At 63.4% G+C, this 22,790-nt stretch carries 27 protein-coding genes and 2 riboswitches; of the genes, 11 read left to right on the top strand and 16 right to left on the bottom strand.

Going from position 1 to position 22,790, the window contains the following annotated elements:
- Complete coding sequence (locus ABD704_RS00330) at window positions 1–963, top strand: NAD(P)H-dependent flavin oxidoreductase (protein ID WP_344697705.1); 963 nt, start codon at window positions 1–3, stop codon at window positions 961–963.
- Here ABD704_RS00330 and ABD704_RS00325 read toward each other — a convergent pair.
- The 4 genes from ABD704_RS00325 to ABD704_RS00310 form a co-directional block, all read right to left on the bottom strand.
- Window positions 956–1,387, bottom strand: a complete 432-nt coding sequence (locus ABD704_RS00325) for an acyl-CoA thioesterase (RefSeq protein WP_344697704.1) — start codon at window positions 1,385–1,387, stop codon at window positions 956–958. The two genes, ABD704_RS00330 and ABD704_RS00325, sit on opposite strands and share 8 nt — an antisense overlap.
- On the bottom strand, window positions 1,384–2,526 hold the full coding sequence (locus tag ABD704_RS00320) for an iron-containing alcohol dehydrogenase (protein WP_344697703.1): 1,143 nt from the start codon (window positions 2,524–2,526) through the stop codon (window positions 1,384–1,386). Before ABD704_RS00320 ends, ABD704_RS00325 begins: the two co-directional genes overlap by 4 nt.
- A 12-nt stretch (window positions 2,527–2,538) precedes the next feature.
- On the bottom strand, window positions 2,539–3,024 hold the full coding sequence (locus ABD704_RS00315) for a DUF1465 family protein (protein ID WP_344697702.1): 486 nt from the start codon (window positions 3,022–3,024) through the stop codon (window positions 2,539–2,541).
- Window positions 3,025–3,153: 129 nt separating this feature from the next.
- A complete protein-coding gene (locus ABD704_RS00310; protein ID WP_344697701.1) occupies window positions 3,154–3,351 on the bottom strand; it encodes a DUF465 domain-containing protein in 198 nt (65 codons plus the stop codon).
- Between the two features lie 158 nt (window positions 3,352–3,509).
- Between ABD704_RS00310 and ABD704_RS00305 the strand changes: the two genes are divergently transcribed.
- Window positions 3,510–3,674: a DUF465 domain-containing protein gene (locus tag ABD704_RS00305; RefSeq protein WP_344697700.1), complete on the top strand. Its 165-nt coding sequence runs from the start codon at window positions 3,510–3,512 to the stop codon at window positions 3,672–3,674.
- 49 nt (window positions 3,675–3,723) lie between these two features.
- Here ABD704_RS00305 and dksA read toward each other — a convergent pair whose 3' ends face one another.
- Window positions 3,724–4,188, bottom strand: coding sequence for an RNA polymerase-binding protein DksA (gene dksA / locus ABD704_RS00300; RefSeq protein ID WP_344697699.1), 465 nt, complete (start codon window positions 4,186–4,188; stop codon window positions 3,724–3,726).
- 295 nt (window positions 4,189–4,483) lie between these two features.
- Between dksA and surE the strand changes: the two genes are divergently transcribed.
- Entirely contained in the window at window positions 4,484–5,257 is a 774-nt protein-coding gene (gene surE / locus ABD704_RS00295) for a 5'/3'-nucleotidase SurE (RefSeq protein ID WP_344697698.1), read from the top strand.
- 147 nt (window positions 5,258–5,404) lie between these two features.
- Here the strand turns inward: surE and ABD704_RS00290 are convergent, their stop codons facing one another.
- Window positions 5,405–6,397 carry an aspartyl protease family protein gene (locus tag ABD704_RS00290; RefSeq protein WP_344697697.1) on the bottom strand — a complete coding sequence of 331 codons (993 nt, stop codon included), beginning with the start codon at window positions 6,395–6,397 and terminating at the stop codon, window positions 5,405–5,407.
- A gap of 149 nt (window positions 6,398–6,546) precedes the next feature.
- On the opposite strand from ABD704_RS00290, the gene ABD704_RS00285 reads away from it, so the two are divergent.
- On the top strand, window positions 6,547–7,221 hold the full coding sequence (locus tag ABD704_RS00285; RefSeq protein WP_344697696.1) for a PilZ domain-containing protein: 675 nt from the start codon (window positions 6,547–6,549) through the stop codon (window positions 7,219–7,221).
- On the opposite strand, the gene ABD704_RS00280 is transcribed toward ABD704_RS00285, so the two are convergent.
- The 9 genes from ABD704_RS00280 to ABD704_RS00240 all read right to left on the bottom strand — a co-directional run bounded on the left by ABD704_RS00280 (window position 7,218) and on the right by ABD704_RS00240 (window position 15,035).
- The gene (locus ABD704_RS00280; protein ID WP_344697695.1) at window positions 7,218–7,643 is read right to left on the bottom strand and encodes a PilZ domain-containing protein; all 426 of its coding nucleotides are present in this window, start codon (window positions 7,641–7,643) and stop codon (window positions 7,218–7,220) included. The two genes, ABD704_RS00285 and ABD704_RS00280, sit on opposite strands and share 4 nt — an antisense overlap.
- Window positions 7,644–7,678: 35 nt before the next feature.
- Window positions 7,679–8,326 carry a DUF938 domain-containing protein gene (locus ABD704_RS00275; protein ID WP_344697694.1) on the bottom strand — a complete coding sequence of 216 codons (648 nt, stop codon included), beginning with the start codon at window positions 8,324–8,326 and terminating at the stop codon, window positions 7,679–7,681.
- A complete protein-coding gene (locus ABD704_RS00270; protein ID WP_344697693.1) occupies window positions 8,323–8,829 on the bottom strand; it encodes a CcdC protein domain-containing protein in 507 nt (168 codons plus the stop codon). Before ABD704_RS00270 ends, ABD704_RS00275 begins: the two co-directional genes overlap by 4 nt.
- A 14-nt stretch (window positions 8,830–8,843) precedes the next feature.
- Window positions 8,844–10,418, bottom strand: coding sequence for an aminomethyl-transferring glycine dehydrogenase subunit GcvPB (gene gcvPB / locus ABD704_RS00265; protein WP_344697692.1), 1,575 nt, complete (start codon window positions 10,416–10,418; stop codon window positions 8,844–8,846).
- Window positions 10,409–11,767, bottom strand: coding sequence for an aminomethyl-transferring glycine dehydrogenase subunit GcvPA (gene gcvPA / locus ABD704_RS00260; protein WP_344697691.1), 1,359 nt, complete (start codon window positions 11,765–11,767; stop codon window positions 10,409–10,411). The genes gcvPB and gcvPA overlap by 10 nt, the downstream gene beginning before the upstream one ends.
- Window positions 11,767–12,516 (bottom strand): class I SAM-dependent methyltransferase, encoded by a 750-nt coding sequence (locus tag ABD704_RS00255; RefSeq protein WP_344697690.1) that lies wholly within the window; start codon window positions 12,514–12,516, stop codon window positions 11,767–11,769. Before ABD704_RS00255 ends, gcvPA begins: the two co-directional genes overlap by 1 nt.
- On the bottom strand, window positions 12,513–12,884 hold the full coding sequence (gene gcvH / locus ABD704_RS00250; protein WP_344697689.1) for a glycine cleavage system protein GcvH: 372 nt from the start codon (window positions 12,882–12,884) through the stop codon (window positions 12,513–12,515). Before gcvH ends, ABD704_RS00255 begins: the two co-directional genes overlap by 4 nt.
- A 4-nt stretch (window positions 12,885–12,888) precedes the next feature.
- Window positions 12,889–14,079 carry a glycine cleavage system aminomethyltransferase GcvT gene (gene gcvT / locus ABD704_RS00245; RefSeq protein ID WP_344697688.1) on the bottom strand — a complete coding sequence of 397 codons (1,191 nt, stop codon included), beginning with the start codon at window positions 14,077–14,079 and terminating at the stop codon, window positions 12,889–12,891.
- 60 nt (window positions 14,080–14,139) lie between these two features.
- Window positions 14,140–14,221: riboswitch (glycine riboswitch) on the bottom strand.
- A gap of 1 nt (window position 14,222) precedes the next feature.
- Window positions 14,223–14,314: riboswitch (glycine riboswitch) on the bottom strand.
- Window positions 14,315–14,393: 79 nt separating this feature from the next.
- Window positions 14,394–15,035 (bottom strand): hypothetical protein, encoded by a 642-nt coding sequence (locus ABD704_RS00240; protein ID WP_344697687.1) that lies wholly within the window; start codon window positions 15,033–15,035, stop codon window positions 14,394–14,396.
- A gap of 80 nt (window positions 15,036–15,115) precedes the next feature.
- On the opposite strand from ABD704_RS00240, the gene ispH reads away from it, so the two are divergent.
- Window positions 15,116–16,081 (top strand): 4-hydroxy-3-methylbut-2-enyl diphosphate reductase, encoded by a 966-nt coding sequence (gene ispH, locus ABD704_RS00235; RefSeq protein WP_344700439.1) that lies wholly within the window; start codon window positions 15,116–15,118, stop codon window positions 16,079–16,081.
- The gene (rnhA, locus tag ABD704_RS00230) at window positions 16,078–16,539 is read left to right on the top strand and encodes a ribonuclease HI (RefSeq protein ID WP_344700438.1); all 462 of its coding nucleotides are present in this window, start codon (window positions 16,078–16,080) and stop codon (window positions 16,537–16,539) included. The genes ispH and rnhA overlap by 4 nt, the downstream gene beginning before the upstream one ends.
- Before the next feature lie 124 nt (window positions 16,540–16,663).
- On the opposite strand, the gene ABD704_RS00225 is transcribed toward rnhA, so the two are convergent.
- A complete protein-coding gene (locus tag ABD704_RS00225; protein WP_344697686.1) occupies window positions 16,664–17,755 on the bottom strand; it encodes an NAD(P)/FAD-dependent oxidoreductase in 1,092 nt (363 codons plus the stop codon).
- 51 nt (window positions 17,756–17,806) lie between these two features.
- On the opposite strand from ABD704_RS00225, the gene ABD704_RS00220 reads away from it, so the two are divergent.
- From ABD704_RS00220 to ABD704_RS00200, 5 genes are read left to right on the top strand one after another with little or no spacing between them, the layout of a single operon-like run.
- On the top strand, window positions 17,807–18,280 hold the full coding sequence (locus ABD704_RS00220; protein WP_344697685.1) for an A24 family peptidase: 474 nt from the start codon (window positions 17,807–17,809) through the stop codon (window positions 18,278–18,280).
- Between the two features lie 46 nt (window positions 18,281–18,326).
- Entirely contained in the window at window positions 18,327–19,349 is a 1,023-nt protein-coding gene (gene cpaB / locus ABD704_RS00215) for a Flp pilus assembly protein CpaB (RefSeq protein ID WP_344697684.1), read from the top strand.
- Between the two features lie 13 nt (window positions 19,350–19,362).
- Entirely contained in the window at window positions 19,363–20,841 is a 1,479-nt protein-coding gene (locus ABD704_RS00210; protein WP_344697683.1) for a type II and III secretion system protein family protein, read from the top strand.
- 29 nt (window positions 20,842–20,870) lie between these two features.
- Window positions 20,871–21,503: a CpaD family pilus assembly protein gene (locus ABD704_RS00205; RefSeq protein ID WP_344697682.1), complete on the top strand. Its 633-nt coding sequence runs from the start codon at window positions 20,871–20,873 to the stop codon at window positions 21,501–21,503.
- Window positions 21,504–21,505: 2 nt separating this feature from the next.
- Window positions 21,506–22,774 carry a pilus assembly protein CpaE gene (locus tag ABD704_RS00200; RefSeq protein WP_344697681.1) on the top strand — a complete coding sequence of 423 codons (1,269 nt, stop codon included), beginning with the start codon at window positions 21,506–21,508 and terminating at the stop codon, window positions 22,772–22,774.
- Window positions 22,775–22,790: the final 16 nt, after the last annotated feature.

Below are 22,790 nucleotides of genomic sequence, written 5' to 3'. Positions count from 1 at the left end.
TTGAGCCTGCCGCCGATCCTTCAGCGCCTGCGCATCCCGGTCATCGCGGCCCCGCTCTTCATCGTTTCGAACCCGAAGCTTGTCATTGCCCAATGCACTTCGGGCGTCGTCGGCAGCTTCCCATCCCTAAATGCTCGTCCTGACACGAAGCTCGACGAATGGATGCACGAGGTAACCGAAGCGCTGGCCGCATGGGATCGCGACCATCCAGAGCGTCCGGCGGCGCCATTTGCCGTCAACCAAATCGTGCACCGCTCCAACGATCGGTTTCAGCATGACATGGAGGTCTGCGCAAAGTGGAAGGTGCCGATCGTCATTACTTCGCTGGGTGCGCGCGTGGAGCTGAATGAAGCGGTCCATTCGTGGGGTGGCATCACGCTTCACGATGTCATCGACGACCGCTTCGCCCGTAAGGCGATCGAGAAAGGCGCAGACGGAATCATCGCCGTCGCCGCGGGAGCAGGCGGTCACGCGGGCCGCTGGTCCCCCTTCGCTTTGGTTCAAGAGATCCGGCAATGGTTTGAAGGACCGCTGATCCTTTCCGGATCTATCGCCAGCGGCGGAGCCGTGCTGGCCGCGCAAGCCGCCGGCGCCGATCTCGCCTACATCGGATCACCCTTCATTGCGACGGACGAGGCGAATGCTTCCGATCCGTACAAGCAATCGATTGTCGACAGTCGCGCCGCGGACATCGTGTACAGCGATCTCTTCACCGGTGTTCACGGCAATTACCTGCGTTCATCGATCGTCAACGCCGGGTTGGACCCGGACAATCTCGCTGCAGGCAATCTCGACACGATGAAGTTCGGTTCGGAAGGTGGTGCGAAAGCGAAAGCCTGGCGTGACATCTGGGGCTCGGGCCAGGGAATTGGCGTGATCGACCGGGTGCAGCCCGCCGCGGACTATATCGACCTTCTCGCAGCGCAATATGAAGCCGCCAAAGCCCGGATCTGCGCTAACTGATCGCTTCTAGTGATTGCCGCCATGCTGGCGGTATTTCCGCGGGCCTTCGCCCTGCGCGATCGACGACAACGTGGACGAATTCGCCCTGAGCCGCCGCTCGGTCTCCGCCGACGGCGAAGATTCCAATTCGATAACGGATGCTCGAACGCCCGAGACTAGCGACCGCTAATCCAACCTCGACATCCTCCGGAAATGCGAGTGGTGCGAAGTAGTTGCAGCGCGTCTCGACGACGAGGCCGATTGGATCGCCGTGCTCGATATCGAGCATGTCCTGCTCGACCATCCAGGCGTTCACCGCCGTATCGAACCACTCATAGTAGACCGTGTTGTTGACGTGGCCGTAGGCATCATTGTCGGCCCACCTCGTGGTGAGCCGACGCCAAACCTTGAATGCGGATCGGTCCGCCGGTTCTTCCCGGCTCACCAGGCGGCCTCGTAGAGCCGCTGGGCATCGCTTTCACTAATTTCACACGGGTTGTTCACGAGCAGACGCGTCTGCTTCATCGCTTCGCGCGCGAGAGTCGGCGCCTCATCGAACGCGACCCCGTGGTCGCGCAGGCGGAGCGCGAGACCGCTGCTTCGGGCAAGTTGGTCGAGCCGTTCAATGAGCAGCGCGGCGCGCGCCTGGCTTCCCTGCCCCGCGCAATCCGGAACAAGGATCTCGGCCAATTGCGCATAATGGTCGCGAGCCGCCTCCAGATTATGGGCAAGGACGTGGCGCAACATTAGGGCGTTGGTCAGACCGTGCGGCAGGTGGTGCAGCCCACCGAGCGGATAAGCGAGTGCATGAACCCCTGCGACTGGCGCGTTCGAGAAGGCGAGTCCCGCCAGATGCGCGCCCAGCAACATCGCCGAGCGAGCTTCGAGATCCTGGGGTTGTTCGATCACCGTCAGCAGACTGCCATTCAGCAGCCGCAGCGCCTCGCGCGCCAGCGCATCGGATAACGGGTTTTTCAATCGCGCCGACGTATAGGCCTCAACCGCATGGACGATGGCATCGATGCCGGTGGCAGCAGTGACGTGCGCCGGCAGGCCGAGCGTGAGCGTGGCATCCAGAACCGCCCAATCCGCAATCAAGGGCGCCGAATTGACGGCAAGCTTCACGCCGCCTTCGCAGGTGATCACCGAGATCGGCGTGGCTTCAGATCCGGTGCCGGCGGTTGTCGGCACGAGAGCAAGCGGAAGGCGCCTCCCCTTCGCGACCCCGACGCCCCAAATCTCGTCGAGATTGTCGCCTGATCCTAGCAGGTAGGCCGCAAGTTTCGCGACATCCATCGGACTTCCGCCGCCCACCGCGACGACTGAAGCCGCGTCGCAAGCACGCCCCGCCTCGACCGCCTCGAGCAATGTTTCTTTGGACGGATCGGCTTCGACGGAATCGAAGATCGTCAGCGCGCGCGTCCCACCAATTGCGTCGCGGTATGCATCGACGAGACCAAGCCTTAGCAGGTCGGCATCTGTCACCAGCAGACACGGACCCTCGGGCAGAAGCTCGGCAACCGACGCGGCCTGGTCCGCTCCGGCCAAAAGCCGCGGTCCGGGATTGAAAGTGAAGGGCCGCATTAAGCGGCGTTGTTAACTGCTGTGGCCGCCGAGTCCACGCTCTAGGCGGCCCATGAGCGCGCGCGCCGGGCTCTGCGGAACTTCGGTCTCCAGCGTGCCTTCGTCGATCCGCTTGATGCGCGCATATAGCTCGGCGCTACTATTGATCAGCTTCTGCGCCGACTCCGGCAACTGATTGACCACAGCGGGATCGCTTTCCTGCGCATGACCCAGCCGACGCTCGGGCCGTCGCCCTTCGAAATTAGCGATTTCACCCGACTCGATCGCGCGCTGGGTCAGAAGCCATGCGACGATATGCATGATGCGCGTCGTCACCTTCAGCGACTCGCAGGCGAACCCGACACGCGCGAAAGGTTCTAGCGTCTGCCGCTCATCACGGCCGGCATCGTCAAAATACGACCTTGCCTCGTCGGCCAGCAACATCGCTTCCGTGTAGAGCGAGTCGATCAGGCGCGACGTGATGCGCGTCTGTGACTGGGGCAATTCCGATTCGTTCATTGTCAGCATAAGTGCCACCGTTACCTGTCCCTGAAAACGTCCGACTCGCTCGCCCGGCTTGTTCCAGCGGCGGTCTGTCTCTCCCTGAGACGGTGGCGAGGGCCTTGATTGTCCAACAATGGGACAGATTCAGGCGATGATATCTGGAGTCCGTGTATCAAGGATTTGTTGGATCTGATCCTTTAGCCGGAGCTTTCGCCGCTTGAGACGGGCGATCTCAAGCTGGTCGGTGTCGGGATCGTCCAAAAGTCGCGCGATTTCCTCGTCCAGCCTGCGATGCTCGGCCTTCAACGCGTCGAGGTCGGTCGCCGGTTCGTCATCATTCATCTGGGTGCACCTAGGCGAAAGACGGCCTGCGGAAAACTCACTACCGTCATCGGCAAAGCGCGCCGAAGACCCGCCGAGCGGTGCAATGGCCCAAGACATCCGGCGCGTTTCGTGTTTTATTACGCGGTGGTGACACTAGCCTGAAAGGAACTGCACCAATGGACAAGGCAATGGTCGAGGAATTGGAGTCAAAGCATGCGGCTCTTCACTCTCTGATCGAAGAGGAAGAGCACAGGGCCCACCCCGACGAAGACCTTCTCCACCGGCTGAAAAAGGAAAAGCTGAAGCTCAAGGACGAAATGGCCGGCCACCTCACACACTGAGGCGGCCTTTTTTATGCGCGGCGACCTTAGTCGCCGCGCACTGATCCACTCAATCGTCGCGCGAAACGCGCTCGATCCGCTCGTGGCGCTCTTGCGCTTCGAGGGTCATGGTCGCGATCGGACGGGCCTCGAGACGCGCTAGAGAGATCGGCTCGCCAGTCACATCGCAATAGCCATATTCGCCCTCGTAGAGGCGACGGATCGCGCAATCGATCTTCGAGATAAGCTTACGTTGCCGGTCGCGAGTGCGAAGCTCGATCGACCAATCGGTTTCGCTCGACGCTCGGTCGGCAATGTCAGGCTCGCGAAGCGAGTCGACCTGGAGCTGCGCCATTGTCTGGCGAGACTCCTCGACGATCGCCTCTTTCCAGGCCTTCAATTTTCTCAGGAAATATGCACGGTGCTTGCCGCACATGAATTCTTCGCCGTCGGATGGCCGATAGCCTTCCGGAAGAATGATCCGGTCGAAGGGTAGTTCACTGCCGCCATAAAGGTCGACAAGAGCAGTCGCCATAAAACCTCCCCCGCACATCATCTCTGCAGCCCCCTGCAGAGATTTGCCCATACGCCGCCACCTGCTGCGGCCGGCCCGCCGGTGCAGCCGGAGGCAATTACGACTGACTTTTTCGGGACTTAACCGAAATGAAGCCAGTCATCCCCAACGCCGGCCTATAAATATGCCTCAGAGCCTTAACAAGCACTGACGGTTAACCAGTGAAGAAATCGCCAAGATGTTGCGAATATGGCGCAATGTCGTTGCGAGCCCTGACACAGTTGCTGGTTAGAACCCTTCCCGCCATAGCCGCCAAATGCGCATTCTTCTGACCAATGACGACGGCATCAACGCCCGCGGCCTGAAACTTCTCGAAGCGGTGGCACGCAAGCTCAGCGACGACGTCTGGATCGTCGCACCGACTGAGGAACAATCGGGCGCAGGCCATTCGCTCACGCTAACGACACCTGTGCGGCTTCGGCGCCATGACGACCGGCGTTTTTCCGTCACGGGGACGCCCACGGACGCCGTCATGCTGGCGCTGGCGCACATCATGAAAGACTCGCCACCTGACCTCATCATGTCGGGGATCAATCGCGGCGCGAACCTGGCCGAGGACGTCACTTACTCTGGCACCGTCTCCGCGGCGATGGAGGGAGCGCTCGCAGGCGTCCGATCGATCGCCCTGAGCCAAGCCTATTCGCGTGAAGGAATGGGCGACACGGTCCCGTTCGCGGCCGCCGAAGCATGGGCCGAGCGAGTTCTAGCGCCCCTGCTCGAGCTAGAGACGGAGCCCAAGACGCTCATCAACGTGAACTTCCCGGCGATGCGCCCGGAAGACGTCAAAGGCATCCGCGTTTGCCGCCAAGGCATCCGCGACTACGGTCGGCTCCGCATAGTGGAGCGCACCGATCCGCGTGGCTACGGCTATTACTGGTTCGGGCTAGGACCGATGGTCGAAACGCCCGGCCATTCAACTGACCTCGAGGCGGTCGCCGACGGCTATGTGAGCGTGACCCCGCTCCATCTCGACCTCACGCACGACGCATCCCTTGCGGCCCTGCACGACCGGTTCGCCGAGAAAGTATAATTCGCGACTATTTACCGCGTTCGCCTCGCTCGACAGGCGGGGGCGGTGCGTTCGTCGCCGCGGCGAATATCCACCTGAACCCGCACCGAAATGGCTGTTTATCCGGCCTTCTAGGCAAGCGCCCGGACAGAGCACAATCGGAGCGCGTTAAAGCGCGCTGGCGACGCGGACTTCGAGTTGGCTTTCCTGTGGCACGATGACGCGCAGCGTTTTGCGCGCGAAGTCGATCGATACCTTCTTAAAGGACCTGATCGCATTCATGCCGAGCAACAGAGCAGGCTTATCCTCGAGCTTCAGCTGTTTGAACGTGTGTGCCGGCGCGAAGACGACGGCCAGGTTCCTGAGGCCGATGCCACCCATCTCGACCTCTTTGACGAACATGTAGTCGCCTGCCAGCTTGTCGCCGGTTACAGACTGAAGCTCCACCGGCTGCGAACCAGATAGCGACTTAGCCGTGAGCATCGTCTTCAGCGCTTCGTTGCCAATGCTGATCTGCGAGCCTGTATCCAGCACGACCGTGATGTGCTGGCCGTTCGCATAGGCGTCGGTGACCACGAGCCGTCCGTTACGCCGCTTGGCCTCAACGACGATGGTACCAGGCTCGTCATGCCAATCCGGACTGGCCGATGGCACGATCGACATAGTTTGCGCGGGAAAATCGAAAACGACACGCTGCGAGGCGAGCGAGTCCGTGCCGAGGATTCCGTCAGCGCCCATGTTGGCGCTGTCGAGCAGGGGTGCATCGGCGATCCGGACCGGTTTCCGCGTCAACTGAAGCGCCGGCACCGTCGCGGTATCGACGCTAGAAACGCCGGAAATGCTGTGAAGCGAGACACCCTGCCCGGCCGTCAGCTTCAGCCGCGTCGCAAGATCCCGTGAAATCGCCGTCCGGTCGGCGCCGGTATCGACGAGGAAGCGGTAGGGGCCATTGCCCGAAAGTGTAACCGGAACGGTCATCCGGTAGTTATATTCGTTGCGGAAGCGGACTTCCTCGGTTTGCGTTGTCTTGTCGACGGCGGACGCCAAGGGCCCGCTGGTCGCCTGGAACGGCGCAGCCTGAGCTGGAGCAGCCTGACCCTGGGCCAGCGCTGTCCCGCTAGCCGCCATCAGCAGCAGGCCCAGAAAAAGCGCTCTATTCATGCCGCACCTCCGACCTCTCACTACGCCTAGCGCACACCTTCGGCAAACTATCGTCGCTTCGGCGGCAATCGCAACTAACTGGTAAGGCATGAGGATTAAGCCAGTCAGATGCGAGTGGGGGGCGGCGCCGTGCATACGGCGCAGCAAGCATGCGTTGGCAAACCTTCGAAGGTCCGGAGTGCATGTTGGACGAGCAACAGGTCGAAACCACGGTTTACTCCTTAGCAGGCGTCCCGAAGGCGCCCGCCGAGCGTCGAAGCTGCGAACGCTACTTAAGCCTCCTCCGGGTCGGATCGCTCCTGATTGACGACCGGCGCGAGCTTTGCCTGATCAAGAACATATCGGCAGGCGGCATGCTGATCCGTGCCTATTCCGACATTCCCGAAGCTGCGCGGCTCTATATCGAGCTCAAGCAGGGCGAGCCGATCGGTGGCAAGGCGTTGTGGGTGAACGGCGAGCATGTGGGCGTTGAGTTCGACACCCCGATCGATGTGCTGTCGCTCATCTCCGGCTCCGCTGATGGCCTCCGCCCACGGATGCCGCGCATCGAGATCGAATGTAACGCATGGGTTCGCCAGGGCGCCACGATGCATCGCGCACGGACCGTCAACGTCTCGCAAGGCGGCTTGCGCGTCGAGGCGACCAGGGAACTGCCGGTCGGCGCGAACGTGGTCGTCACGCTTCCCGGCCTCTCGCCTGAGCAGGGCGTTGTCCGTTGGGCCGATGGCGAGACCTGCGGGATTACGTTCAATCGCGTGCTGGCCCTCTCACAGTTGGTGGGCTGGCTTGGCGAGCGCCAGGATCGCGATCGCGCCGCGAACTAGCCTTTGCCGTCTTTCGGCGGGCGCGTCATTTCTTCGAACCAGCGGCGCTCTTCCGCATTCATTCCGCGTTGGGTCACCGCTGGTCGTCGGTGAAGGGGCTGATCCTTTTGCCGGACGGCCGCCCGCGGAATGTGCTGCATTACCACCTCGCGATTCAGACTGTTGGTGAACGCGATTCCCGCGAGATTGCCGCGCACCCAGGCCACATGACCACCGACGCTCAGGTCCTTGCGACGGAGGATTACGGGCACGTCACGGGCGACCAGCCCGTTTCCTTGGATCAGCGCGCCATGCTCTGAAAGGTCCCGCAGTACGACGGTCCGCGCCCGGTCCGGCCACTCGAGCGTCGCCGCAAGGAATACCTTCGATCGAGGAGATCCACGGCGACTTTGCTCTGACGGGGGTTGACCGAGAGGTTGCATTCTCTCGGCATATCATTCGCCGTTACCGGCGATGGTTATCGATTGGTCCGATCTGGACGCAACAACAGCATCAAGTTGTTGGCGGGCATGATGCGCGTCTCCTCAAGGCGCAGACCGCGTTCGGCGGCAGCCGCCGCGAAGTCCTCCACCCGGCGAAGGCCCCAGGCCGGGTCACGCGCTTTCAAGTCCTGATCGAACGCAGCGTTGCTCGGCGCCGTTTCGATGTCGTCTTTCAGCCACGGACCGTAGAGGATCAGCGGCGCCCCATCGGCAAGAAGGCGAGCTGCGCCATCGAGCAAGCCGAGCGCAGAACTCCACGGGCTGATGTGCACCATGTTGATGCTTAGGAGTGCATCGGCGCGATCGATGCTCCAGTCGGGTGAAGAGGCATCGATTGCGATCGGCGGACGCACATTCGGGAGTCCGGAATGCTCGCGCCATGCTTCGATCGAGGCCAGTGCGTCCCGATGCAGGTCGCTCGGCTGCCATTCGAGAGCCGGAAAGCGCTCCGCGAAGTAAGCAACGTGCTCGCCCGTTCCGCTCGCGATCTCCAATACCAGCCCACTTGCGGGCAGCCATTCCTCCAGAACCTCGGCAATGGGCTCGCGATTGCGCAGCGCTGCGGGTGCAGAGCGACGAGCACCGGCCGCAGCCGCCTCGTAGAAGCGACGGTTGTCGGTCAAACGCTTTGCCCCAGGAGGCGACGCGCGCGCAGGTAAAGCTCCAGTCGCGTCGCCGTTAGAAGGCCCAACGCAAAGCCGATGAAGGCGTCGGTAAGGAGCATGGCGCTACTGCTTGGATGACCGACGGCGGAGTCGCCGAAGATGGCCTTGGCGCCGAGCTTCAGGGCGACCAGCGCCGCAAGTAACACAACTGCCAGAGGCGACGATCGCTGCGTCAGATCGCCGTTTTCGGGGTTGCGGGTCATGTGAATAAGCTTGCCGCGATGCCAGCCGAGCACCGCACCCACAGCGACGCCCGCTATCATCAGCAGCCAACCCATCTGCGGCGGCATCAATGAATAGAGGGTCGTTCCTGCAAGCAGCACGTAGATCGCCGGCGCAATCCACAGCCGCTCCGGGTTCAGCGGAAGCTCCCTCCTCATCCGCCGAAAGCGGATCGCCAGCACAATCGCGATGACAACGAACGGAAGTGCCGCCGTCAGCCAATTGCCCTGCGGCTGCATGCCCCTCGCCTCCTCTACTCGGCGGCCTGAGCCGGTTCCGGCGCCCGCCAGGTCAGAATTGGCTTGCGGGCCGCCAGGGTCTCATCAAGTCTCCGCCGCGGCGCATAGATTGGCGCCGCCTTGAGGCTCTGGTCGCCGGCCTTCGCGCGTTCCGCGATGGAGCGCACCGAGGCGATGAACTGGTCGAGGCTCGCCTTTGATTCCGTTTCCGTCGGCTCCACCAGCATTGCGCCATGGACGACCAGCGGGAAGTACATGGTCATCGGGTGGAAGCCCTCGTCGATCAGCGCCTTGGCGAGATCGATCGTGCTCACGCCGCCTTCGAACCCGCGGTCGGAAAAGATCGCCTCGTGCATGCAGGGACCGCTCTTCGCGAACGGCGCGTCGAGCACGCCTTCCAGGCTCCGGAGGACGTAATTGGCGTTGAGCACTGCATCCTCGGCGACCTGCTTCAGGCCGTCGGCGCCATGGCTGAGGATATAGGCGAGCGCGCGGGTGAACATGCCCATCTGGCCGTGGAAAGCGACCATCCGCCCGAAGCCGTCCGGATGCTCTTCGCCGGCATGCTCTTCCTCGACCATCTTGAAGCTGCCGTCGCGGTACTTCGCGGCGTAGGGAATCGGTCCGTATGGAGCCAGCGCCTCCGACAAGACCACTGGGCCGGAGCCAGGCCCGCCTCCGCCGTGGGGCGTCGAGAAGGTCTTGTGCAAGTTGATATGCATCGCGTCGATGCCGAGGTCGCCGGGACGAACCTTCCCGACGATCGCGTTGAAGTTCGCGCCGTCGCAATAGACGAAGCCCCCAGCTGCATGGACCGCGTCACTGATTGCCTTCATGTCCGGCTCGAACAGGCCGCAAGTGTTCGGGTTGGTGATCATCACCGCCGCCACATCCGGCCCCAACCGCGCCTTCAGCGCCTCCAAGTCGACGCGGCCGGCGGCGTTCGCCGGGATGTTCTCGACGCGGTAACCGGCAAAGGCCGCTGTCGCTGGGTTGGTTCCGTGAGCACTCTCAGGGACCAGGACGACCTCGCGCTTGTCGCCGCGCGCTTCGAGTGCCGCGCGGATGCAAAGCAGACCACATAGCTCACCGTGTGCGCCCGCCTTCGGGCTCATCGCGACGCCGTGCATGCCGGTGAGGTTGAGCAGCCAGAAGGCGAGCTCATTGATCACCTGAAGCGCGCCCTGCACTGTCTCCTGCGGCTGTAGCGGGTGAACGTCGGCGAAGCCGGGAAGCCGCGCGACCTTCTCGTTGAGGCGCGGGTTATGCTTCATCGTGCACGACCCGAGCGGGAAAAGGCCGAGGTCGATCGCGTAATTCTGACGCGACAGGCGCGTGTAGTGGCGCACCGCTTCGGGCTCGCTGAGGCCGGGCAGCGCGATTGGCCGCGACCGCTCCAGCCCGCCGAGCTTCGTCGCACGCTGCGGCATGTCGGCGAAGTCGACCCCGGTGGTCTCGCCGCCATCGATTTCGAAGATCAAAGGCTCTTCGAGCATGAGCGCACGGTTGCCCGTCGTGGTCTGGGCCTCACCCTGCTCGTTGGATGGGGCGGACGGTCGCCAGCCTGAAGGATTGACGGTCACGCGCATACCTCCTTCAGCGCCGCTTCCAGGGCACCAATGTCCTCGTCAGTCACGACTTCGGTAACGGCAACGACCAGTCCGTTTTGCAGGTCTTCTATCCCTGGATAGAGCCGCCCAAGGGACACGCCGCCGAGAATGCCCTTCTCGACCATCGCGTGAACCGCCGGCCGCGCCTCGACCGGAAGCCGGAGTGTGAATTCGTTGAAGAAACTGTTGGTGACAAGCTCCACCCCCGGGATATCAGCCAGCCGATCGGCCGCCTCGCACGCGCGCGCGTGATTTAAGGACGCGAGCTGCCTCAGGCCCTTTTCGCCAAGCAAGGTCATGTGAACCGAAAACGCTAAGGCGCAGAGGCCGGAGTTCGTGCAAATATTCGACGTCGCCTTTTCGCGACGGATGTGTTGCTCACGCGTCGACAGCGTCAGCACGAAGCCGCGCTTGCCTTCGGCATCGACCGTCTCACCGGCCAGGCGGCCCGGCATCTGGCGGACAAACTTTTCGCGGGTGGCAAACAGGCCGACGTAAGGGCCGCCGAACTGCAGCCCGACGCCGATACTCTGGCCCTCGCCGACGACGATGTCCGCGCCCATCTCGCCCGGCGATTTGATCAGGCCGAGCGCGACGGGCTCGGTAACCACCGCGATCAGGATCGCACCCGCGGCATGCGCCGCCTCGGCGATCGGCGCCAGGTCGGTGATCCGGCCGAGGATGTCCGGGTATTGGACAACAACCGCGCTGGTCTCGCCATCAATGGCAGCGATCAGACTTTCCACGTCGGTTTCTGCTGTCAGCCGGGGAAGCGATGTCTGGAGATTGTCCTCAGTGAACTTCGCCATCGTCCTGGCGACGCTCACATAATGCGGGTGCACGCCGGACGAGATGATCGTCTTGTTCCGCCGCGTGATGCGGTGGCCCATGACGATCGCTTCCCACATCGCCGTCGAGCCATCGTACATCGACGCGTTTGCCACCTCGCAGCCGAAGAGCCGAGCGACCTGCGTCTGGAACTCGAACAGCATCTGCAGCGTGCCCTGCGCGATCTCGGGCTGGTAGGGCGTGTAGCTGGTCAGGAACTCGCCGCGCTGGATGATATGGTCGACGCTCGCCGGAATGTGGTGCTTGTAAGCACCGCAGCCGAGGAAGAAGGCCCCGTCGCCCGCGACCATATTCTTGCGCGACAGCGCCGTCATGTGCCGCTCGACCGCCATCTCCGACGCGTGCATCTGCAGGTCCTCAATCGGACCGCTTAGCCGCGCCTCCTCGGGCACGTCGCGAAAGAGTTCATCGATCGAGCCGGCACCGATCACGCGCAGCATCTCACTGCGGTCGGCGTCGCTCAGCGGCAAATAACGCATCAGTTTGGCTTCCTCATGATGAAGCGAAGGCGGACGTAATCGGCGATATTGGAGCCCACGCGGTCGGCGACGGCAGTACCGATCTCGGCGCGTTCGGCTTCGGGAACCTGCGCCCGGTCAAGCCAGCCGCGACGGAAAGTCGTGACCCACTCGTTGACGCCGTGATCGACGCGGGTCGGCCGCTCCATCAGGCGGGCGTCGATCTGCTCGAAACCGGCGGCTTCGTAAACGGCGGCAAATTCCTCGGGGGAGGCGTACCAGTTGCTCGCCTCAATCGGCGGTACGTAACCGCGGATGATCAGCTCCTCATCGAGCGCATCGCGCAGTTTCCTGAGATTGCCTTCGCCGCCCATCTCGCCCGCGAACCGGCCACCGGTCTTCAGCGCCCGGAAGATCGCGCGCGCCGACTGCTCTTTCTCCAGCACCCAATGCAAGGTCGCGTTCGAAAAGACGGCATCGAACTCGGACGAGAAGGTCATGTCGGCAACGTCGAGCAGCACGGCGTCGATGCCCTTGGCGCGCGCAGCGGTGATCATTTCGGGAGAATTATCGATGCCGAGAACCGTCGCGCCGCGCTCGACGATCTTCTGGGTCAGCGTTCCCTCGCCGCAGCCGATGTCGAGGATCCGCTCCCCACGTTGCGGATCGAGCAGATCCAGCGCCGCGCCGCCAAGCTCGGCCACGAAGCCGCCGACGCGCGCATAGTCCGCGGCGTTCCACTTGCTGGTCGAGGCGGCAGCTGGACTCAAAGGGTCTTGATCCAGTCGCGGTAGGCGCCCTCGTCCATCAGGCCGTCTAGTTCGCCCGGATTGTCGAGCTTGATCTTGAAGAACCAGCCCTGGCCTTCGGGGTCGCTGTTCACGAGCGCCGGATCGTCGGCGACCGCCTGGTTGCCTTCGACGACCTCGCCCGAAACCGGCGCATAAACGTCCGAAGCAGCCTTCACGGATTCGACGACCGCCGCTTCCTGGCCCTTGTTCACCCGGCGCCCGGCATCCGGCACTTCGGCGAACACAATGTCGCCCAGCGCTTCTTGCGCATGGTTCGAAATGCCGACGGTCGCGGTGTCGCCTTCGACGCGGATCCATTCATGTTCTTTGGTGAAGTACAGGCTCATCAGGTCAGGCTCCCTTGCGGTGATAGCGGTGGGGGACGAACGGCATCGGCACGACGCGCGCATCGAACAGCTTTCCGCGCTGCTCGAGCTTCAGCGCCGTTCCGGGCTCGGCGAAGGTGATGCCGACATAACCCATGGCAATCGGCCGCTGCAGCGATGGTGAGAAGCCGCCGCTGGTGATCCGCCCGACTTCATTGCCCTCGCCGGTCAAGATGAGGGCACCTTCCCGGACCGGCTGGCGCCCTTCAATGTCGAAGCCGACCCGAAGCGTCGGCGGGCCGTTCTCCAACTCGGCAAGAATGCGCATGGCGCCGGCGAAACCGCCATCGGCGCGGCGCCGCTTGTTCAGCGCAAAGTTGAGGCCCGCCATGACCGGCGTCGTCCGGTCGTCCAGGTCGTGGCCATAGAGCGGAAGGCCCGCCTCGAGCCGCAACGAATCCCGCGCGCCAAGGCCGATCGGCTTCACGCGCTCATCGGCAATGAGCCAATCAGCAAGCGACTGAACCGCGATCGCAGGAATGGAAATCTCGAACCCGTCCTCACCCGTATAGCCCGAGCGGCTGATCCATAACGGGTGGCCGAAGGCGCGGAACGGTCCGCCTTCCATGAAGCCAAGCTGCGCGACGCCCGGGATTGCGGCGTCGAGAACCTCGGCGGCCTTCGGCCCCTGAAGGGCAAGCAGCGCCTGCTCCTTCATATGGTCGATCACCACATCGGGCATGCGCTGCGTCAGATAATCGATGTCGCCATGCTTGGTCGCGCCGTTCACGACGACGTAAAAATCATCGCCTCGGCGCGTCGCCATCAGGTCGTCGATGATCCCGCCCTCTTCATTGAGGAGCAGCGAATATTTGGGCTTCATGTCCTTGGCCGACTTGAAGTCGCCCGGCATCACCCGCTCGAGCGCTGCGTCGACACCGCGGCCGTGGATGAACAGCTGGCCCATGTGACTGACATCGAACAGACCCGCATTTTCGCGAGTCCAAAGATGCTCAGCCATGATGCCTTCATACTGGACGGGCATTTCATAGCCGGCGAACGGGACCATTCGGGCACCCTTCGAACGGTGCCATTCGTCGAGCGCGAGCTTGTCGAGCGGAGTTGCCAGGCCGGCCCCGCCTTCGGGATCGCCGCTGTAAGGCGTTCCGCGCGCCTGGTTCTCGTCGGTCGGACCGGAATGGACTTCTCGGCTCATCAAGGCGCTCCTGCAGACGTCAAGCGACAGCCTCCACCCCTTCGGTTTCACCTGCCGCCCCCGTCTGTCCCTAGAGCCTGAGAGCTTTGCCCCTTCGGCGGTCAACCGTCGCACGAGGCTTCGGCGGACACTTTCCAGACTGTCAGGTCAGCGCGGTCCTTGGTGCCTGAGAGATTCCGGAGGCGGTTGCTCCTTCGGCGCCGTTCCTAGGAACGAGCTCTCCCGCGCGGCCTTTCCGGCGGCCGAAGCCTCCGGTGACGAGGCGTGCCTTGGCCGCGCCCCGTCGCCGAGTCAACGCGACTTTCGGTGAAGTCTTAGCGTGTTGCGTTGTAGCGGAGCTGATCCTGCGTCAGCTGGAAGCCGATGAGGTGTTCAAACGTAGCCTTGGCAACCGCCGAACGCACGGTCGGATCGGCGAGCGGGTCCTGCGCCGCCTCGGCCTCGCCCGCCTTACGCGGCCGCGTGATAATCTCACGCACGTTCTGCGGAAGCGTCGCGGCGGCGCGATTGACACGAATGGTCGCCTGAACCCGGGTCGAGGCATGTAGGCCGCCAGCCGGGAAGCTCAATACGGCTTGTCCGACCCGCTTGGCCACGATGTCCTGCCCGCCCTGCATCGCAACATCGAAGTACGGCAGCACGACCTGCCGCGCTGGGCCTGCGTCCCGCCTCAGCGCGACGATGGTGAACGTCGCCGTCGAGGCCACGTCGTTGCCGGCATCGGCGCAGCTGCTCTGGATGTCCGTGATAGCCGCGCTCACATCGATGGCGCGCGAATCAGTGCTCCCGGCCGGATCGAAAAGGGTGATATCGCCGGTCGCAGCGGGAATGCCGAGAATCGGACAAGCGCTCCGGATAGCGTAGATGCCGCCTCCGTTTTCAGCGGTGATGTCGCCGGCGTGACGGCAGGCGCTGAGCATGATGACAGTGGCGAGTGCGGCGAGGCGGAGCTTCACTTGGGCGCGTTCCTTACGTCCACGAAAGTATGGCCCCGCGTCATAGGAAGGGCCTTCTAAGGCTGCAAGCGATGCCTTACATGGCCTGCACCGTGCCTGAACCCCTTAGCTCACTCCCGCCCCTTCGCCTGCTGATTGCGGCGCCGCGCGGCTTTTGCGCCGGCGTCGATCGCGCCATCCAGATCGTCGAGCTTGCGCTCGAGCGTTTCGGTGCGCCCGTCTATGTGCGCCATGAAATCGTCCACAATCGCTTCGTGGTCGAACGGCTGCGCCAGATGGGTGCGATATTCGTCGAGGAGCTTGATGAAGTGCCGGATGACCGCCCGGTCGTCTTTTCGGCGCACGGCGTGCCGAAGTCGGTGCCGGCGGCGGCGCGCGACCGCAGCCTGAGTTACGTGGATGCCACCTGTCCTCTCGTTTCCAAGGTCCATCGTCAGGCCGAACGCCTGATTGATGAAGGACGCCACATCCTTTTCATCGGCCATGCCGGCCATCCGGAAGTGATGGGAACGTTTGGGCAGGTGCCTGAAGGCTCCATGACTCTCATCGAGACGGTCGAGGATGTTGCCGACCTTGACCTGCCCGATGGAAATTTGGCGTTCCTCACTCAGACGACGCTCTCGGTCGACGACACTGCGTCGATCGTAGAGGCGCTCAAGGCCAAGTTTCCCGAGATACGCGTACCCCGTAGCGAAGACATTTGCTACGCGACCTCGAACCGGCAGGCCGCCGTCAAGGCGATTGCGGCGGAATGCGAGCGGATGCTCGTGATCGGTGCGCCCAACAGCAGCAATTCCCTGCGCCTTGCCGAAGTCGCCGAGCGGATGAGCGTGCCGGCGCGGCTGATCGAGCGCGCGGAAGATATCGACTGGGATTGGCTTGGGCATCCCCGGACGGTCGGCATCACTGCCGGGGCGTCGGCGCCCGAGGTGCTGGTACGCGAAGTAATCGACGCGATTAGCGCACACTTCGACGTTCGCGAGGAAATCGCCGATCACACGCCCGAGCGAATGGTCTTCAAGCTGCCGCGTGAGCTTGTCGCCTGACCGACCTTCCGAAAGTCGAAATGTACACGGATGGCGCGTGCCGGGGGAATCCCGGCCCGGGCGGCTGGGGCGTATTGCTTCGCGCAAACAGCGGAAGCGAGCGCGAAATTTCGGGCGGAGAGCCCCTGACCACCAACAACCGAATGGAGTTGCTGGCCGCGATCCGCGGGCTGGAGGCGCTGAAGAAGCCTTGCCGCGTCCAACTGTTCACTGACAGCAATTATGTCAGGGACGGCATCACGCGCTGGATCCACAACTGGCAGCGCAACGGATGGCGGACGTCCGACAAGAAGCCGGTCAAGAATGCCGAACTGTGGCAGGAACTGATCGAAGCCAGCGCGCCGCATCGCATCGAATGGCATTGGGTGAAGGGTCACAGCGGCCATCCAGAAAATGACCGCGTCGATGCACTTGCCTGCGCGGAAGCGGACAGGCAGCGCGCATTACATCGGCTGTGATGACAGAAAGTTCACTTGTCTCCCCGTCGTGAGAGGCATTTATCCCCCAATCATCACCGACTCTCTCGTTCCCCCTGTTCGTTGAAAGCCGGTGGGGGGAGGCTCGCACGCAGTCTCCCCCGTTTCATCCGAATCGCGACGGAGCAAAGACCGCTGGGTCGATGTGCGCGACGCTAGGGTCCGGTTCCTCAGCCAAAAGCACTGATGCGGCGAGCTTTCCTGCTGCCGGCGAGGTCTGGATTCCGAAGCCGCCCTGCCCCGCGCACCAGAAAAAACCGGATACTTGCGTGTCGAAGCCGTAGACCGGCAAACGATCGGGTGCGAAGCTCCTGAGGCCGGCCCAAGTGCGCTCGACACGCTCGACCGGCCAATCGACCACGCCCTGGAAGCGATCGATGGCGGTGGCGATGTCGATTTCCTCGGGCGCGGCGTCGCACGGATCGCTCTCGATCTCATCGTGCGGGCTGAGCCAGATGGAGTTGTCCGTCTCTCCCTTGAAGTAGAACCGTCCTTCCGCGTCGTCGATCAGCGGAAGTTCCTTCAGGCCTGTTTGCCCTACACGAAGCTGCACCATCGTGCGCCGCTTCGGCGCAATCCCTAGCCGGCGGACCCCGCTGCGCTCCGCCACCTCGTCGGCCCAGGCGCCGGCAGCGTCGACCAGGATATTCGCGGATAGTTCGGACCCATCGGCGAGGCGGATTGTCCAGTTTTGCCCGTCGAAAGCGGCACTTTCGAACCGGGCGGATGTCCTCACCTCTCCGCCGCGCTTTCGAAACTTGCGCAGGAAGCCGGCGTGTAGCGCAGCAACGTCGATATCCGCGCAGCCCGGCTCGACCAGCGCCTTGATCCAGTGCGGCTTCAGGCCCGGAACGACTCGATCGAGCTCGGCGCGATCGATGCGATAGGCTGTGACGTCGGCTGGAACTTCCGGCCAATCGCCCTCCGACAAATGGATACCGCCGCGTTTGTGGAGGAAGCTGCCGTCGGCAAAGTCAGCCGTCGGATTAGCGAGAAACGCCGCCGATGCTGACGACAATTTGGCGACCTGCGGACCGCCGTAGCTTTCCAGGAAGAATGCCGCCGACCGTCCGGTCGAGTGGTACCCGCAATGATCTTCGGCCTCGATGATCAGCGTCCGCCGCTTGCCCGCGACCTCGGCGCCCAGGCTCGCGCCGGCAATGCCGCCGCCGACGATCACGATGTCCCAATTGCTCATTCGAAATCACGGTTACGAATTGGAAAGCCATACCGTCTAGAGCCTTCTGCTATGTTCAATGGGGCATTTACCGAGCTGCTTTTGATTGGCCTCGCCGCCTTGCTGGTGGTGGCGGCGGTCATCGACGTGCGCACGTTCACCATCTCCAACAGGCTGAACGCGACCGTGGCTTTGCTCGCCCCGCTCTATTGGCTGTCTATCGAACTGGCCATTTGGCCGGGCGTCGCGGTTCAACTGGCCGGCGGTGCAGCGGTATTCGTGCTGCTTGCTGGCGCTTTCTATGCCGGGATGATGGGAGGCGGTGACGTTAAGCTCGCTGCCGCTTTGTCGTTGTGGCTTTCACCTTCAGCAATAATCAAATTTCTTGTCCTGATGTCACTGGCCGGCGGAGTCCTGACTCTCGTCGTGCTCGCCTGGCACAGGGCAAAGCGCCGGGAGGGACGTCCAGAAATCCCATACGGTGTCGCGATCGCATTCGGCGGTCTCGCGATTCTCGCCCAACGCTTTCTTAACCATTTTGCCTGATGTGTGAGGCTGTTCTGGGGGCCCTTCTAGGGGAGGCGATTGCGCCATGGATGTGAAGAAGATCGCTCTGCTCGTTGGAGCGCTGGTCATTGCGGTGGTTACCGCCATCATGGCCAAGAATATGTTCGCAGGTGCTGGAGCGCAGCAGGCTAATGCTGCGCCGGCTGCCGTCCCTGTCGGGCCAAAGGTGCTCGTCGCGAAGAAGGCGCTGCCCGTCGGCACGATCATCGACGCCGACAGCTTCTCCTATCAGCCTTGGCCGAAGGAGCTCATGCAGAGCGCCTATTACATCGAGGGCTCGCCCGACGCGAACCCGCAGGGCCTGCTTGGCACCGTCGTTCGCTATGCGATCACGGCCGGCCAGCCGGTCACTCGCGGTTCGATTGTTGGCCCTCAGGACCGTGGCTTCCTCGCTGCAGCCCTTGGTGCTGGCATGCGTGCCGTCACGGTTCCCGTGAACGCGTCGTCCAGCGTCGCTGGCTTCGTCTTCCCGGGCGACCACGTCGACCTCATGCTCACCCAGCAGGTTGAAGGCGGCGGCCAGGGTCCGGCCCTGAAGGTCACCGAAACCATCATCCGCAATGTCCGTGTCCTGGCGACCGACCAGCGCGTCACCGACAAGGACAAGGACGGCAAGACTGAGGTTCGCACCTTCTCGAACGTCACGTTCGAAGTCACGCCGCGCATCGCCGAGAAGATCGCCGTCGCGCAGAGCCTCGGCACGCTGTCCCTCTCGCTCCGTTCAATCGCCGACAACACGGCCGAACTCGAGCGCGCGGTTGCGGCCGGGGACGTCAAGGTCCCGGCGGGTACCAATCCGCAGCAGGAGCGTCAGATGCTGCTCGCAGTGGCCAACCAGCCGGCTGACAGCAACACGACCTTCTCGACCGGTGGCGACGTGTCGCGCTTTCAGCGCCGCACTGTCCCGGCCAAGCAGGCGCAGCCGCAGTTCGCGGATGCAATGGCTGGCATGGGCAAGGCCCTTGGCCAGGCGATCGGCTCTGCCGCCGGTGGTCCGAAGCCAGTGAACAATGGCGTCCGCGTCGTCCGCGGCAACGACGCCAACTGAGGAGCTCGCTAAGATGAACACTCGCAACATCGAAAGCCGGGCTCGCCTCGGCACGGCGATCGCAGCACTGGCCCTCGGCCTGAGTGCGGTCGCAGCCGAGCCGGCGATGGCGGCGCAGCCCAAGGCTTACGCTTCCGGCGCCTACCGCCCGACGCAGCAAGTGCAGCTGTCGGTTGGTGAAGGCCAAATGATCAACTTGCCGCGCAGCGTCGCGAGCGTCTGGGTCTCGAACCCGAAGGTCGCCGACGTCTACGTAAACAATCCTCACTCGATCAATCTTTTCGGTAAGGATTTCGGCGACACGACGGTGATCGCAACCAGCGCTGGCGGCGAAGTTGTCTACGGTGCGCAGGTCAAGGTCAGCCAGAACCTGCCGACCATCAATGAGGTTCTGCGCGCCGCGATGCCGGAGTCGGACGTTCGCGTCATGACCGTCGGTCAAACCGCGATCCTCAGCGGGACTGTCGCTTCGCCGGAAGATGCGGCCTTCGCGCAGACCCTTGCCTCGTCGGAGCTCAACCCGGGCGTCGATATGTCGAAAGACGGCGCAATGTGTAAGGTTTGCGTCATCAATCGCCTCCGCGTTGCAACACCGCTTCAGGTTACCCTGAAAGTTCGCGTCGCCGAGGTCAGCCGCGACCTGCTCAAGCAGATCGGGGTCAACCTCTTCTCGACCGACTCCACCAGCGGCTTCAAGTTCGGTATCGGACAGGGAACGCCCGCTGCTGGCGGGAACCCGTTCCGCGTACTCAGCCCGATCGTCGGCGGCGGCACCCTCGGTGCAGCCGGCAAGCTCTTTGGTCTCGACCTGACGGGCGCGCTCGACCTTGCCGAGACTGACGGCTTGGTCACGATCCTGGCTGAGCCGACTCTGACCGCGCTTTCGGGTGAAACCGCCAGCTTCCTGGCCGGCGGTGAGTTCCCGATCCCGGTGTCGCAGTCGCTTGGCGCGGTTACGATCGAGTACAAGCAGTACGGCGTTGGCCTCGCCTTCACACCGATCGTGCTTCAGGACGGCCGCATCTCGATGCGCGTTCGCCCGGAAGTCAGCGAACTGTCGGATGCCGGCAGCGTCAATCTCAACGGCTACAAGGTCCCTGCGCTGACCACGCGTCGCGCCGAGACGACCGTCGAGCTTGGCTCAGGCCAGAGCCTGATGATGGCCGGTTTGCTCCGCAACACCGCCTCGAATGGTCTCGATAAGACGCCGCTGCTTGGCGACTTGCCGATCCTTGGCTCGCTGTTCCGCTCGACGAAGTTCCGTCGTCAGGAAACTGAACTGGTGATCATCGTCACGCCGTACCTGGTGCGTCCGATTTCCGGCCGGATGGCAATGCCGATCGACGGCTATCGTGCCCCGAACGACGCTGAGCGCCAGCTCGAGGGCCAGGTTTTCAAGGGCGTTAGCGGCAGTCCCGCCCGCGTCCCGGCTCCCGCCCCCGGCATGGCCGGTGGTGCTGCCGCAACTGCTGCTCCGGGCTTCAAGCTGTGACCCGCCGCTCGCTTAGGAAGGATGCTGCCATGCGTTCGAACTTCGGTCTTCTGATGGTTGCCACGGCGGCGCTCGCCGGCTGCGGCTACACGCCGCACGATCTTCCCGATCGTGGCGTGGAAGCGGTCAATGTTCCGGTGGTGACCCGCGCCGACTATGTATTCGATGCGGCTGCCTCTGGCGGGATGCTTTCGCCCGTTGAAAAGGGCCGACTCGACAGCTGGTTCCGCGGTCTCGACCTCGGATATGGCGATTCGATCTACGTCGATGCGCCTGGCGCCGATGCGGCTCGATACGATGTCGCTCAGGTTGCGGGCAATTATGGCATGCTGGTCCAACCGGGTGCACCGGTCACGGCCGGTGCGGTTGCTCCCGGCAGCGTTCGCGTGGTCGTGACCCGCGCTCGCGCCGAGGTCCCGGGCTGCCCGAACTGGCGCATCCCGTCGCAGCCGAACTTCCAGAACCGCACGACTTCCAACTTCGGTTGCGGCGTCAACTCGGCTCTGGCCCAGCAGATCGCCAATCCGGAAGATCTTCTCCACGGCCGCGAGGGCACGACGGTTGTCGACCCGCGCACCGGCACCAAGGCGGTCAATTACTACCGCTCGCAGGCGCCGACCGGCACGAAGGGTCTTGAGCAAGTTACGACGAAGGGGAACTGATAATGAACGCTCCGTTCCAGGCTCGCGCAGGTTTGCGTGATCCCTTCACCGCCTTCGTGTGCGACGATGCCACGGCGGACATGCTGCGCCCGGTTGCGGTCGAGCACGGCTGGTCGCCGGAGAAGGTCAACAAGGGCGGGCTGCGCAACGCGGTCCAGTCGCTCTCCGTCTCGGCGAGCCCGAACATCCTGTTCGTGGACCTCAGCGAGTCGGGCGATCCGCTCAACGACATCAACGCGCTCGCGGAAGTTTGCGAGCCGGGCACGATCGTCATCGCGGCCGGCGCGGTCAACGATGTCCGCCTCTATCGCGACCTCGTCGCGAGCGGCATCCACGACTATTTGCTGAAGCCCTTCACGGTTGACCAGCTGCGCGACACCTTTGCGCATGCGCAGATGATCCTGTCAGGACCGCGCGGCGAGGCTCAGGCCGACAAGCCGCACGTGATGGCCGCCGTCATTGGCGTCCGTGGCGGCGTCGGTGCTTCGACGATCGCAACGTCGCTGGCGTGGCTGCTTGGTGAGAAGGCGCGTCGTTCGACCGCCCTCCTCGACCTCGACGTCCACTTCGGCACAGGCGCGCTGGCACTCGACCTCGAGCCCGGCCGCGGCCTGACCGACGCCATCGAGAACCCAAGCCGCATCGACGGCTTGTTCATCGAGCGTGCGATGGTTCGCGCCAACGAGCGTCTGTCGGTTCTGTCGGCGGAAGCGCCGATCAACCAGCCGCTGGTCACCGACGGCACCGCTTTCTTCCAACTCCAGGAAGAGATGCGGAACGCCTTCGAATCCACCGTGCTCGACCTCCCGCGCCACATGCTGATTCAATATCCGCACTTGGTCCACGACGCGCACGTTGCCGTGGTGGTCGCCGAGCTCACGCTCGCCGGCACTCGCGACACGATCCGCGTACTCGCCTGGCTCAAGTCGAATGCGCCGCAGACCAAGGTTGTCGTCGTTGCCAACGGCGTCCCCTCGGGAGGTGCGCTCGAGATCAGCCGCAAGGACTTCGAACAGTCGATCGAGCGTCCGGTGGATATCGCCTTCCCGTACGACGCGAAGCTGGCCGCCCAGGCCGCCAAGCTCGGTAAGCCGCTTGCGGAAGTCGCCAGCGGGAAGATGGCTGCGCCGTTCAACCAACTGTCGAGCGTCGTTCTCAGTCATGCGAGCGAAGAAGGTGCTGCGACCGAGTCCGCGGCTGCGGCCGGGGCAAAGTCTCTCGTCGATAATCTGAAGTCGATGCTGAGCAAGCCCAAGGACAAAGCCGCCTAAGCGTACACCCGTTCCC

Origin of the sequence: Sphingomonas limnosediminicola (assembly GCF_039537965.1) — a bacterium.
Lineage (GTDB): Bacteria > Pseudomonadota > Alphaproteobacteria > Sphingomonadales > Sphingomonadaceae > Sphingomicrobium > Sphingomicrobium limnosediminicola.
Note: the sequence above shows the minus strand (reverse complement) of the source record. Positions and strands in the feature narration are given on the sequence as shown.

Bases quoted from the DNA above. Each gene is read 5' to 3' on its own strand.
- ABD704_RS00320 (WP_344697703.1), bottom strand. From the start codon at position 2,526: ATGCGGCCCTTCACTTTCAATCCCGGACCGCGGCTTTTGGCCGGAGCG.
- ABD704_RS00315 (WP_344697702.1), bottom strand. From the start codon at position 3,024: ATGAACGAATCGGAATTGCCCCAGTCACAGACGCGCATCACGTCGCGC.
- ABD704_RS00310 (WP_344697701.1), bottom strand. From the start codon at position 3,351: ATGAATGATGACGAACCGGCGACCGACCTCGACGCGTTGAAGGCCGAG.
- ABD704_RS00305 (WP_344697700.1), top strand. From the start codon at position 3,510: ATGGACAAGGCAATGGTCGAGGAATTGGAGTCAAAGCATGCGGCTCTT.
- dksA (WP_344697699.1), bottom strand. From the start codon at position 4,188: ATGGCGACTGCTCTTGTCGACCTTTATGGCGGCAGTGAACTACCCTTC.
- surE (WP_344697698.1), top strand. From the start codon at position 4,484: ATGCGCATTCTTCTGACCAATGACGACGGCATCAACGCCCGCGGCCTG.
- ABD704_RS00290 (WP_344697697.1), bottom strand. From the start codon at position 6,397: ATGAATAGAGCGCTTTTTCTGGGCCTGCTGCTGATGGCGGCTAGCGGG.
- ABD704_RS00285 (WP_344697696.1), top strand. From the start codon at position 6,547: ATGCGTTGGCAAACCTTCGAAGGTCCGGAGTGCATGTTGGACGAGCAA.
- ABD704_RS00280 (WP_344697695.1), bottom strand. From the start codon at position 7,643: ATGCAACCTCTCGGTCAACCCCCGTCAGAGCAAAGTCGCCGTGGATCT.
- ABD704_RS00270 (WP_344697693.1), bottom strand. From the start codon at position 8,829: ATGCAGCCGCAGGGCAATTGGCTGACGGCGGCACTTCCGTTCGTTGTC.
- gcvPB (WP_344697692.1), bottom strand. From the start codon at position 10,418: ATGCGCGTGACCGTCAATCCTTCAGGCTGGCGACCGTCCGCCCCATCC.
- gcvPA (WP_344697691.1), bottom strand. From the start codon at position 11,767: ATGCGTTATTTGCCGCTGAGCGACGCCGACCGCAGTGAGATGCTGCGC.
- gcvH (WP_344697689.1), bottom strand. From the start codon at position 12,884: ATGAGCCTGTACTTCACCAAAGAACATGAATGGATCCGCGTCGAAGGC.
- gcvT (WP_344697688.1), bottom strand. From the start codon at position 14,079: ATGAGCCGAGAAGTCCATTCCGGTCCGACCGACGAGAACCAGGCGCGC.
- ispH (WP_344700439.1), top strand. From the start codon at position 15,116: ATGGCCTGCACCGTGCCTGAACCCCTTAGCTCACTCCCGCCCCTTCGC.
- ABD704_RS00225 (WP_344697686.1), bottom strand. From the start codon at position 17,755: ATGAGCAATTGGGACATCGTGATCGTCGGCGGCGGCATTGCCGGCGCG.
- ABD704_RS00220 (WP_344697685.1), top strand. From the start codon at position 17,807: ATGTTCAATGGGGCATTTACCGAGCTGCTTTTGATTGGCCTCGCCGCC.
- cpaB (WP_344697684.1), top strand. From the start codon at position 18,327: ATGGATGTGAAGAAGATCGCTCTGCTCGTTGGAGCGCTGGTCATTGCG.
- ABD704_RS00210 (WP_344697683.1), top strand. From the start codon at position 19,363: ATGAACACTCGCAACATCGAAAGCCGGGCTCGCCTCGGCACGGCGATC.
- ABD704_RS00205 (WP_344697682.1), top strand. From the start codon at position 20,871: ATGCGTTCGAACTTCGGTCTTCTGATGGTTGCCACGGCGGCGCTCGCC.
- ABD704_RS00200 (WP_344697681.1), top strand. From the start codon at position 21,506: ATGAACGCTCCGTTCCAGGCTCGCGCAGGTTTGCGTGATCCCTTCACC.